Annotated in this window: 11 protein-coding genes; 4 read left to right on the forward strand and 7 right to left on the reverse strand. The window is 48.2% G+C overall.

What is annotated here, in order from left to right; translation table 11 throughout:
- The first annotated feature begins 15 nt into the window (after positions 1–15).
- Positions 16–1,368 (forward strand): glutathione-disulfide reductase, encoded by a 1,353-nt coding sequence (gene gorA / locus Q8L79_RS04780; protein WP_305268457.1) that lies wholly within the window; start codon positions 16–18, stop codon positions 1,366–1,368.
- Between the two features lie 230 nt (positions 1,369–1,598).
- A complete protein-coding gene (locus Q8L79_RS04785) occupies positions 1,599–2,216 on the forward strand; it encodes a DUF4878 domain-containing protein (protein WP_305268458.1) in 618 nt (205 codons plus the stop codon).
- Positions 2,217–2,382: 166 nt separating this feature from the next.
- On the opposite strand, the gene Q8L79_RS04790 is transcribed toward Q8L79_RS04785, so the two are convergent.
- The 6 genes from Q8L79_RS04790 to Q8L79_RS04815 all read right to left on the reverse strand — a co-directional run bounded on the left by Q8L79_RS04790 (position 2,383) and on the right by Q8L79_RS04815 (position 8,419).
- Positions 2,383–2,799 carry a glycine zipper family protein gene (locus tag Q8L79_RS04790; protein WP_305268460.1) on the reverse strand — a complete coding sequence of 139 codons (417 nt, stop codon included), beginning with the start codon at positions 2,797–2,799 and terminating at the stop codon, positions 2,383–2,385.
- Positions 2,800–3,516: 717 nt separating this feature from the next.
- Positions 3,517–4,899 (reverse strand): GldG family protein, encoded by a 1,383-nt coding sequence (locus tag Q8L79_RS04795; protein WP_305268463.1) that lies wholly within the window; start codon positions 4,897–4,899, stop codon positions 3,517–3,519.
- Positions 4,896–5,648 carry an ABC transporter permease subunit gene (locus tag Q8L79_RS04800; RefSeq protein WP_305268519.1) on the reverse strand — a complete coding sequence of 251 codons (753 nt, stop codon included), beginning with the start codon at positions 5,646–5,648 and terminating at the stop codon, positions 4,896–4,898. Before Q8L79_RS04800 ends, Q8L79_RS04795 begins: the two co-directional genes overlap by 4 nt.
- Positions 5,649–5,650: 2 nt before the next feature.
- Positions 5,651–6,580 carry an ABC transporter ATP-binding protein gene (locus tag Q8L79_RS04805; protein WP_305268464.1) on the reverse strand — a complete coding sequence of 310 codons (930 nt, stop codon included), beginning with the start codon at positions 6,578–6,580 and terminating at the stop codon, positions 5,651–5,653.
- Positions 6,581–6,593: 13 nt separating this feature from the next.
- Positions 6,594–7,217, reverse strand: coding sequence for a high frequency lysogenization protein HflD (gene hflD / locus Q8L79_RS04810; protein WP_305268466.1), 624 nt, complete (start codon positions 7,215–7,217; stop codon positions 6,594–6,596).
- Between the two features lie 2 nt (positions 7,218–7,219).
- Positions 7,220–8,419 carry an EAL and HDOD domain-containing protein gene (locus tag Q8L79_RS04815; protein ID WP_305268468.1) on the reverse strand — a complete coding sequence of 400 codons (1,200 nt, stop codon included), beginning with the start codon at positions 8,417–8,419 and terminating at the stop codon, positions 7,220–7,222.
- A gap of 190 nt (positions 8,420–8,609) precedes the next feature.
- On the opposite strand from Q8L79_RS04815, the gene Q8L79_RS04820 reads away from it, so the two are divergent.
- Positions 8,610–8,825, forward strand: coding sequence for a heavy-metal-associated domain-containing protein (locus tag Q8L79_RS04820; RefSeq protein ID WP_305268469.1), 216 nt, complete (start codon positions 8,610–8,612; stop codon positions 8,823–8,825).
- A 16-nt stretch (positions 8,826–8,841) separates the two neighbouring features.
- Positions 8,842–11,082 carry a heavy metal translocating P-type ATPase gene (locus Q8L79_RS04825; RefSeq protein WP_305268471.1) on the forward strand — a complete coding sequence of 747 codons (2,241 nt, stop codon included), beginning with the start codon at positions 8,842–8,844 and terminating at the stop codon, positions 11,080–11,082.
- An 11-nt stretch (positions 11,083–11,093) separates the two neighbouring features.
- Here the strand turns inward: Q8L79_RS04825 and Q8L79_RS04830 are convergent, their stop codons facing one another.
- Positions 11,094–11,297 (reverse strand): hypothetical protein, encoded by a 204-nt coding sequence (locus tag Q8L79_RS04830; protein WP_305268473.1) that lies wholly within the window; start codon positions 11,295–11,297, stop codon positions 11,094–11,096.
- Positions 11,298–11,395 lie beyond the last annotated feature (98 nt).

Consider the following 11,395-nt stretch of genomic DNA (forward strand, 5'->3'; position numbering starts at 1 on the left):
AAACGAGAAGTTTTAATGACTCAATATAACTACGACTTGTTTGTAATTGGTGCCGGTTCGGGAGGTATGCGCACGGCACGTATGGCAGCGGATTATGGTGTAAAGGTAGCCATTGCGGAAGAGCGTTATTTAGGCGGCACATGTGTCAATGTCGGTTGTGTGCCCAAAAAGCTATTGGCTTATGCCTCCCAATTCAAAGATCATTTCCACGCGGCAGCGGGTTTTGGCTGGACGGTGGGTAAGTCAACTTTCAGTTGGCCTAGCTTGATCGCCAACAAAAATCAGGAAATAGGACGACTGCAAGCTGTCTATGGCAACCAGCTGCAACAATCGGGTGCCGAGATTATCACTGGCAGGGCACAGTTGTTTGATGCTCATACTGTCGTTGTCGATGGCAAGAAATACAGTGCCGAACGCATAGTTATTGCAACCGGCGGCTGGCCGTCTGTTCCCGATATGTCAGGCAAACAACATATCGTCACCTCTAATGAAATGTTTTTTCTTAATAAATTACCTAAAAGTATCATTATTGTCGGTGGCGGCTACATTGCGGTGGAATTTGCCAGCATCCTTGATAGCTTTGGGGTGCGTACGACTCTTTGTTATCGCGGACACAAACTGCTGCGCGGTTTTGATGAAGATGTAGGTGATTTTTTGGCCCATGAAATGATCAGGAAAGGTATTAATGTCCGGCTTAATACCGATATTGAAGCCATAGAAAGCACAGCCGATTGTTTTACAGCGCGGCTTATTGACGGTAGCAGAGTAAAAACAGATTTGATTATGTACGCTACGGGCAGGCTACCGAATTCAACCGGGTTCGGGCTGAAGGCGCTTGGCGTTGAATTGGACATCGATGGTGCGATTAAAGTTAACGCTGACTATCAAACCAATATACCGTCAATCTATGCGCTGGGCGATGTGACTAACCGGGTCAACCTGACTCCGGTCGCTTTGGCAGAGGCTACGGCTTTAGTGAATAAGTTATATGGCGACCAATCGAGAGCGGTAGATTATGACAATATTCCCACTGCTGTTTTTTGTCAGCCCAACATTGGTACTGTAGGTTTGACCGAAGCACAGGCGCGCGAAAGATATCCGGATATCGACGTTTACAAAACCCGTTTCACGCCGATGAAAAACACCCTGTCAGGCATGGATGAAAAAAGCCTGATCAAGATGATCGTGGTTCGCAGTTCTGACCGGGTTGTCGGTATACACATGATCGGGCCTGACGCTCCTGAAATTATCCAGGGCATGGCAATTGCCATTCGAGCCGGTGCGACCAAGGCGGTCTTTGACTCTACTATCGGCGTACACCCTACTGCTGCCGAAGAATTTGTTTCCTTGCGTGAAGCTGTGACTTAACACTTGGGCGACATGATCTATCTACTTGACTAAATCGAAATTAAACATCACGTAAGGCATCGTCAAAAATGAATCAAAGGATATTACCGGCTTACTCGACAGCCGCAAAGTTTTCCGGAAACGCCTGCTTTAACTGTCGCTCAAGCAGGTTTATTCAGGTTTACAGGACTGGCTGCCGTATATTTCAAATAACTTTCCCCCGGCTTTTCTGTAAATTCCTGGAGTTTTCGGTGGCAACAATTAAAGTGTCATTAAAGGGTTTTTCCTGTGATCGCACCGGGAAAAGCCCGGCTGGATTGGCTGGACTTTTAAGTCTATTGCTCTTGCTGAGCGGCTGTCAGGCCGTATCGACTCCCGAACAGGTTACGCGCGCATTTTGGGAAACGATGGCAGAAGGCAATGTTGACTCTGCCAGAAAATACGCTACTCAGGAGACTCAATATCTTGTGACTAAACAGCAAAATCTGGAAGATGCGACATTAAAAACCGGGGCGGTTTTAATCGACGGTTCCAATGCAACTGTATCAACGGTCATGACGTTAAAAAAACCTGAAAATAACAAGGTCCTGTCTTTTAATACCGTTTTATTAAAAGAAGACGATGTATGGAAAGTCGATTATCTACAAACGCTCAATAATCTTTTAAACCTGCCTTTTGGAGATATTTTTAAAAGTTTGCGAGCGATAGGTGAAACTCTTAACAGAGAGCTGGAATTGCAAATCCCTTTGTTTGAGAAACAAATCAAATCTTTCAGCGAAGAATTGATACGGCAATTGGACGAGTTTCGCCGTCAGCTGGAAAAATCCGTCCCGCCTGAAAAACAGCAGCCTCATTCCAGCACCCTATAACTGCTTATCTCGAGTTCAGAAGAGTATTGTAATCTTGGACTCAACTCATAAGTGCAATCGACAATGAGCGGAAAAGAAAAAGGTTAGCTGATATATGGTTTTACGCCTTTTTCAATCCGATAAAAGGCGAGGAAGCGCATGAGTCATCGCGTATGGGGATAAACATTTAGTCCCAGCCAACGGTCTGATACCCGCGTTCCTGAAGACATCTGTTTACGAAATTCTCAAAGGCGGGACTGTGTTCCGGCTTGCTGAATATCCAGTGTAGTAGTCCGGCGGTCGCGCCAGAGGCTGCTCCGACCGCCGATCCTGAGCCCACTGCGCCCACCACCGCGCCTCCTACGGCACCGGATGCAGCGCCAACGGCAGCGCCTCCAGCGGTTCTGGCCGCCGCCTGTCCTGCGTCGCTGCTGTCGGAATCGGCACCGGCAGACTCTGCGAGATCCATGCATCTGGCAATATCACGTTCCGCGGTCGCTGACCCGACGGTGTTGAAATGCTCGTTGGGATAAAGAACCGGGCGGGTCGATGCGCAGCCCGCCACTCCCAGAGTAATGACAAGGGTCAAAAAAATCTTAAGCATGAAAATCTCCTATTTCAGAGGATAATTGAGAACACAATGCTGTGCCGAATGCAACCGTTGGGTTACGTCGCAGGGATGGGACTGCTCACTGACCGGTCGATCTTGCGTAGACCCGTTGCCAGTCTGAACGGCTGTTCTACTTTCTCTCCGTTCGGCCCGGTTCCAGTGCAACGCATCAGGACAGTCGCGAACACTACTTGATCAACTGCGGCAACACCCATTTTTTCAATATTGAATACCCTTGAATGTTGAGGCCAAGCAAAGAATACGTTCCACGTCTTCCTATACGCGCCGGTTCTTCTTGAGTGCATCAGCGGAAGATCATCGAACATCCGCATCTCAGGGGAGCGACAGGCCAAAATCCCTTGGAGATTCTCTTGCACCACGTTCGGTCGAATCGCGGATTTCAGCTTCTAAAAAACAGCCTCAGGATAATATCAATTGATTGTTCTGCTGTCAGAAATTGCCAATCTCGGTACAACTACTGATCAAAAGTTTAATATTTTGAACTAAATACACAATACGTATGAAAGCCTATGGGTACTAGCCCGAAAAATAGGCGGCTTTGATTTCTCATAGCTTGTTCACGGTTTTGAATGTGCAAGCGACTCGTAAAGATCGATGGCCGGTTTTGCCGAAAGTTGTCGTTGAACGTGCTGTGATTGCCGGACTTACATACAGCCGGTTGTGCCAGTAAAGGTAAAAACCGGACTTGGTTTAACGCTGCTTGCGTTTGCGCCAGATATAAAAGCCGGTAGCCATTAACAACAACGGTATGGCAACCAAAAAACCGAAGCCGATAACGGCGACACTGATCTGGCTTAATTGCAGGCTTTTATCGGTTGCAATTTTGGCAGGGATATCGATAAACCGGTCATCATGAATCAGCCAGTTGACTATTCTTAACCCCATATCCAGGTTGCCGACATTGCCGAGATAGGCGTTGGACAGAAAGTCGCCATCGCCGACAACGACGATGCGTTGCTCGAACGTTTTGCCTTGAACCTGTCCTGAGCTTGTCGAAGGGTTTTTATTCAGATCGCGGGTTAGGGCATAAGCAAAGGCAAGCGGACCTTGTTTTTCGTTGCCGTCGGCATCGAAAAGAATTTTTCCGGCTATGGGGCCGGTTTCTGTCCATGACTTTATTGCACTTTTGAGTAGAACTACGGGCTGAAAATCTGTTTCTTCGCTAATTTCCAGCGCGGAGGCAACCGGATAAACGGTTATGGTCTGAAAACCTTGGGTGATCGGATGGGGCAAGTAGTCGCTGGCGAGCACGAAGCTGGGGTCATTAATGCCGTAGAGCTTGGAACTGCTGTCGACCAAGGTTCCCGGCAGTTGGCGTAAACCTGTGAGCCGCTGCAATGCATCCAGGTGGCGGTTACCCGGATCGGTCAGTAACAGCAGGTTGCCGCCTTGTTGGATATAGCGTTTGATCAATTCAATTTCGCCTGCCATCAAAGGTACGGCAGGGGCGGTAATCACCAATAATGCGGAGTTATCGGGAATGGCCGGGATAGTCGCCAGGTTGATGGTTTGAGCCTTGATTTTACGGCGATCCAGTTCCTTGCCGAATTGGCCTAAGTCGAAATTGGCAATGCCGTCCGGTGTGCGTTCGCCGTGGCCGGTCAGGAAAGTGACCCAGCGTTCATCGGCGTTAGCCAGTTGCAACAGTGCATTGGTCAGGGATGATTCGTCGATAAAGTTCAGCTTTTCTGTGCGACCCTGATATTCGACAATAATGGCGCCTGCCGCTTCTATATTCAGTTCGCGGGTTTTGTCCGGCTGCGAATCGGGATCTATGAAGGTGAGGGTCAGGTCGGCTTTATGCCGTTTATAGCGGTCAACCAATTGTGCAACTTGGCTTCTTAGCGACGGGTCTTTTTTTATATAAGCGATGAGCTGTATTTTATCGGGCAGCGATTTCAGCAGTTTTTGCGATGCCTGAGACAGGCTGTTGCTGCTGTTTTTGGTTATGTCGGTTTCTGCGCTGTAGCGTGTGCTTAACCAAGCCAGTGCGCCGAGCAGGCACAACAGAGCCAAGGTAATGAGTCCGTTTTTTAAGCGGATTTGCTGATGTTTATGCGGCGATATTTTCATTTTTGCAAGCGGTCGTTATCCAGGCTACGTATGCTGAGTGCGATAAAGGTCGTGATAAACAGCAAAAAATAACTGACATCGACTGTGCTGATCAGACCGCTTTGGATATTCTGGAAATGTCTGAGGATCGACAGGTATTCAAACAGCTCACTACGTTGATCGTTCATGCCCACCGACCAGTCTAAAATCCACAACAGCAGTAAAATACCGAAAGTACCCATCGCGGCAATAGTGGGGTGACCGGCGATGCAGGACATAAACAGGCCGGTCGCGCTAAAAGCGGTAACCAGCAGCATTAAGCCTAAAATATTGGCGAATAATTTACCTAAATCCAGCTCGGCACCGGATAGCAAGGATAGCGGCATCAGGGTGATCAGCGCAATGATCAGCAGCATCAGGCCGAGTATGCCTAAATACTTGCCGAGAATAATGTCGATATTGGAAACCGGCGCGGAAAGGAGAAGGGACAAGGTTTTGTTGCGGCGTTCCTCGCAGATCAGACGCATGGTTAATAACGGTGTGACCAGTAAAAGAATAATACCTGCGTTACCGAATAAAGGCGGCACGATGATATCGGTCAAACCGGGTGCGCCTTCAATTGCAGCCAGTTTGGGCTGGAGTTCAGTGAATGCTTCAACTTGGGTTAAAAACAAGAACGCCAGGATGAATTGCAGGATGGCTAATATCGTCCAAGCCATCGGCGATAAAAACAGGCTTCTGAATTCGCGGGAGGCAATGGTTAAAATTATGCTCATAACTCGCGATGTTCTTTGGTTAAGCTGATAAAAATATCTTCCATCGATCTTTTTACCGGCGTCAGTTCCTGTAGTCCCCATCCGGCGGCAATGATAAGCGCTGCAATTTGTTCGGCTGGATTGGCGGTTACACTGTGGTGGATTATGATCCGGTTTTCAGTGATGCTTTCGATAGAGCTGATGCCGGGGATGGTCAGCAGGCTGTTAATGTCAGGCGCTAGCCGGGTGGCGATTTGCAGGGTGCCGGTATCCATTTGCCGGTTGAGTCCGGCTATGGTTTCATTCAGGATCAGTTGTCCCTGATCAATGATTTGTACGTGTGTGCAGGATTCCTGCACTTCAGTGAGTATATGGGTGGACAGAATGACACCGTGATCCTGACCCAATTCCCTGATTAATGCGCGTATTTCCCTGATTTGAATGGGATCAAGGCCGACCGTCGGCTCATCAAGCACGATGACTTCCGGATTATGCAAGATAGCTTGAGCAATGCCGACACGCTGCTGAAAGCCCTTGGACAGGTTGGCGATCAGTCGGTCGGAAACATCGGTTAAGCCGCACCGCTCTTTGGTCCGCTTAATGGCAGGAGTGACGGATTTTTTGTCGATGCCGTGCAGTTGGGCGCAATAAAGCAGGAATTCCTGTACGGTTAAGTCTTTGTAAAGCGGCGGCGTATCGGGCAAGTAGCCTAGATTGAGTTTGGCGGCTTTAGGTTGATCCAGCAGATCGAAACCGTTGATTTTAATTTGCCCGGCGCTGGGCGCGAGATTACCGCACAGCATTTGCATGGTGGTCGTTTTACCGGTGCCGTTGGCGCCCAAGAAACCGAGTACTTCGCCTTTGGCTAAGTTAAAACTGACATCGTTAACAGCGCAATGTTTGCCGTAATAACGGGTCAGATGCTCGGCTTCGATAAGGATAGTCATGCCAAGGCTAAAGCTAAAGGCGTTGCAGCAGGATTTGTAATTCAGCCTGGATTTTTTTTCGGTACAACAGAAACTTCCAGCGGGCGCCGCCGCACTGTTGCCAAAGAATGGCGGAACGTATCCCGGCCAGCAGGCAGGCGCGTATTTTGTTGACAATGTCGGGTCTGGATAAATATTCCTGCTCGCCATTGACCATGATTCTCGGTTGCAGGGTGCTGACGGTAGTGTGATAAATATCGCCGAGATTCGCCAGTACATTCTCATGCATCAGGCCAAAATGCTCTGATTGTGTCTGGGCTCGCTCAATTCCGCTGAAAATAGTTTTAAGCATGGCCGGTTGCTTGGATACTTGATTCTCCAGGAAAACCAGCGAGGCGGCATAGCGCGCCTGTTCAGGATTGGCGATTTTAAGCCCGGTCATTTGATCGTTAAGTCGCTCAAGCCCCAGTTTAAGACCTGATAATCCGCCGTAAACATTTTCTACGCCATGCTCGTCGCTAACAAAAAGGCTGGCAATGCTGGCCTCAAGGGCGGACGAATCGGCGCTGCCGGTCGTTGCCAGTTGTTGAACCAGCGCCGCTGCCTGGGCAATGCCGGCCAGAGCGATAGTTTGGTTGGTGATTGTATTTAACGGCATCGTTATTTTATATTGTTCATAATGTCTTTTGCCCAGTTTATACTGTGAATATAAGCATCGCCAATAATGGTTTGATCAATATCCTTAAATGCTATTGATGAAATATCCCAATGCTCGTAGCTGATAACACACTTAAGCGCTTCACCGCCCAATCCTTTTTTGTGCAATATAGCTGAAACGATATCATCGGCCAACGGCAGTTGGCTGATTGCTTCCTCCAAGGGCATGTCCAGCAAGCTATCCAGATTGGATAAGATGCCGATCAGAAAAAAATTGTCTGATTTATTGCCGCTCAGGCCGGCTAACTCCTCACACATTTTGCCGCGGATCAATGCGTTTTGCATGACTGCTTCCGGCTTGTTGGATAAGGATGCCAGCGTCAATATATTGATCCAGCGTTTTATTTCCTTTAGCCCCAGATAGGAAATAGCATGGTTAATGGATGAGACTTTATTGGGCAGAGCAAAAAATGCACTATTGATATAGTGCAGCAGTTTATAGCTGAGCCCGACATCCAGAGATATTATCTTGGACAAGTCTTCAAATTCAACATCCGGGTTGTTAACTGTGTTTAATAATTGAATGGCAGCTGATTGATTGACACTGACGCGCTTGCCGGAAACTATATTGGGTTTGTTGAAAAAGAAACCCTGAAAATAATCGCAGCCCAATTCGACAAGGTATTGATACTCAGCGTATGTTTCCACCTTTTCTGCGAGCAATTGCACGTTATAGGGCTTGAGTCGATTAATCAGCTCTCGTGTTTTAGACTCGCCCATTTCCAGAATATCCAGCTTGATAATGTCGGCAAATTCCACCAGTGGCGTCCATTCCTCGGAAAAGACAAAATCATCCAGAGCAATGATGTAGCCTAGCGTTGACAGTTCTTTTAAGTTGGCGACGACTCTTGAGTCAATTTCAACATTTTCGAGCACCTCAATAACAATCCGGTCTTTAGGAAGGTGTAAAGGTGTTTTATCCAGAATGTTTTGCGTCGTAAAGTTAATGAAGGCTTTGTGAGGGCCTACTATAGTGTTGAGCCCAAGTTCTAGAATAGTATCGGTAATGACCTGGTTGGTTGCTTGGGTAGCGCCATCCTTATGATTCAGGTCAAAATCATTGCCTCTAAAAAGGAGCTCATAGGCGTAAATATTCAGCTTTTGGTCAAAAATCTGTTGCCGCCCGATTATAATGTCTGCCATTTGAATTACTTAAGGTGTTAAATTTAAATACTTGTAGAGCGGGTTTACCCAAAGGGTACAAAAACTGTAGTACAACCCCATATATGCTCGGATTTATACCATGATTACCGGCTATCAGTCGAGTATGATATAAAGGCATTACTGCAGCGACGTTGCATGCAGCTTCTCTACCCACATTAAGGAGACTGAAATGACTGAATCTGTATCGTTAACCGTTACCGGCATGAAGTGCGGCGGTTGTGAAGCTAATGTAACAAGTAAACTGAAAGCTATCGATGGTGTTTTGTCGGTTAATGCCTCAAGCAAAAACAAGGAAGTCGAGGTTGAATTCGATGCTGGAAAAACCAGTCTGGAAGTTATTACTAACGCTATTATCGATGCGGGCTTTACCGTAGAGACATCGTAATGGATAAGGGGATTTTATGAATACAAAGACTTCCGACGAATTGCGGCTATCCGTTTTAGGTATGCGTTGCGCAGGCTGCGTCAGCGCCGTTGAGGGCGCCTTGGCAGCGGTAGAGGGCGTAACTTCGGTTAGCGTCAACTTTGCCGACCATTCCGCCGTGGTTAAAGGCCAGGCCGACCCTGAATTGTTAAAGCAGGCCGTTAAAGCAGCTGGTTATGATGCGGCGGTGATGGAGGGTTTTGAAGATCCCTCAGAACAGGAAGAGCAAGAGTTGCAACGCTACCGTCAGCTGATGAAAAAAGCGGCGGTGGCGGCAGCCTTCGGCACGTCGCTAATGGTAGCCGAACATTTTGGCTGGTTGCCGGAAATCGGTTCACCGACAGGTCTATGGGTGTGGCCGGAAATCGCTCTCATTACTCTAGGCATACTGATCTATTCAGGCTGGCATTTTTACAGTGGTGCGTACAAGTCGTTAATGCTGGGTCAAGCTAACATGGATACCTTGATTGCCCTGGGCACGGGGTCGGCGTGGCTGTATTCCTGCATTGTTATCGATTATTACGGAACCTTGCCGTCCTTGGCGAAACACGCTTACTTTGAAGCCGCCGTGATGATTCTGGCCTTTATTAATCTGGGCTCCGGATTGGAAACACTGGCCAGGGGTAAAACCTCCAGCGCCATTCGTCAACTGATCGGTTTGCAGCCGCGTACAGCGCGTGTGATCAGAAACGGTGATGAAATGGATATTGCTATCGAGCAAGTCGGTTTGGGAGAAACTTTAAGAGTCAGGCCCGGCGAGAAAATCGCCGTTGACGGCGTATTGCTGGAAGGACATTCCACGGTTGATGAGTCGATGCTGACCGGTGAATCATTGCCGGTAGAAAAAACCGTGGGTGCGGAAGTGGTTGCCGGAACCATGAACCAGACCGGCAGTTTTCTATTTACCGCAACCCGCATTGGTCGCGATACCGCACTGGCGCAGATTATTAAAAGCGTCCGACAAGCGCAAAGCAGCAAGCCTGAAATCGCTCGCTTGGCCGATAAAATTTCCAGCGTTTTTGTACCGGCTGTGGTCGTGATTTCCGTGCTGACTTTTTTGCTTTGGTATGCTTTTGGACCAGACCCTTCATTGGGTTACGCCTTTGTTACCTCAATGACCGTTCTGGTGATCGCTTGTCCCTGCGCCTTGGGTTTGGCGACCCCTATTTCGGTGATGGTCGCGGTAGGCAGAGCCGCTCAATCAGGGATTTTGATTCGTAAGGGTGAAGCCTTGCAAACAGCGGGTAAATTAACCTGCTTAATACTTGATAAAACCGGCACGGTTACCGAAGGCAAGCCTACTGTTTCGATCGTTGAAGCCATCGGCGATACCAGCGAAGAACAGGTGCTGCAACTGGCGGCGAGTATAGAATCAGGCTCGGAACACCCGCTGGCGGCGGCTATTTTGTCGGCAGCGGAACAGCGCCAAATCAAATTGGAAAAAGTTAAACAATTTTCAGCCGTTGCAGGCCACGGGGTGACGGCGACAATTAATGAACAGCGCGTGTTGTTCGGCAACAAGGCGCTGATGGATGAGCAAGGCGTTAGCTTTACACGGTTTAATAGTCGGTTGGAGGAGCTGTCGGCTTTAGGCCAAACGCCGATGCTGCTTGCCGTAGACAATAAAATTATCGGGATTATCGCTGTTTCCGATCCGATTAAAAAGGATTCAGCATACGCTGTGCAGCTATTAAAAAATCAGGGTGTGCGCATCATCATGGTAACCGGGGACAATCAAATAACCGCTCATGCCATTGCCGAACAGGCGGGTATTTCCGAAGTGCGGGCACAGGTGTTGCCTCAGGATAAAGCCGCGGTCGTTAAAGAGCTGCAACAAGCGGGTGAAATCGTCGGCATGGTCGGCGACGGTATCAATGATGCGCCCGCATTAGCTCAGGCGGATGTCGGTTTTGCGATCGGCACCGGCACCGATGTCGCTATTGAAAGCGCCGATGTGGTTATTTTGCAAGGCTCCTTGCTCAAAGTGCCTGAAGCCATTGAATTATCGAAAGCGACGGTCATCAATATCAAACAAAACCTGTTCGGTGCGTTTTTCTATAACACGATCAGCATTCCGGTTGCGGCGGGTTTGTTGTATCCGCTATTCGGTATTTTGTTAAACCCGATGATTGCCGGTGCGGCTATGGCAATGTCTTCTGTAACCGTAGTCGCCAACGCCAACCGATTGCGCTGGACAAAATTTGCTGAACGCAAATAGTCTGCGGCTGACTAAACATAGTGTCGAACATATTCACGGACGAATAGTCGCATGGGCGCATTGCGTAGTTGATATTGTTGGTAAGCCTGATCGACATCCGTTGGCGTGATATGGGCATATACTCCAAAGCCGGTTTTCGCGGTGAACTCATCGCTTAAGATCTCGATAAATATTGTCCAGGATGAATCTGTTGTAGCTGTGTTTTGCGTTGCCATGGCCGTTCTCCCAAGAATAGCTAAATTTAAACTCATTAAATATTCAGCATAAAAGGTGCCGATTACAAAATGTCTTTATACGGCATTGTGTTAGGGTC

The organism is Methylobacter sp. (genome assembly GCF_030680395.1).
In the GTDB taxonomy this organism is placed as follows: Bacteria; Pseudomonadota; Gammaproteobacteria; order Methylococcales; family Methylomonadaceae; genus Methylobacter_A.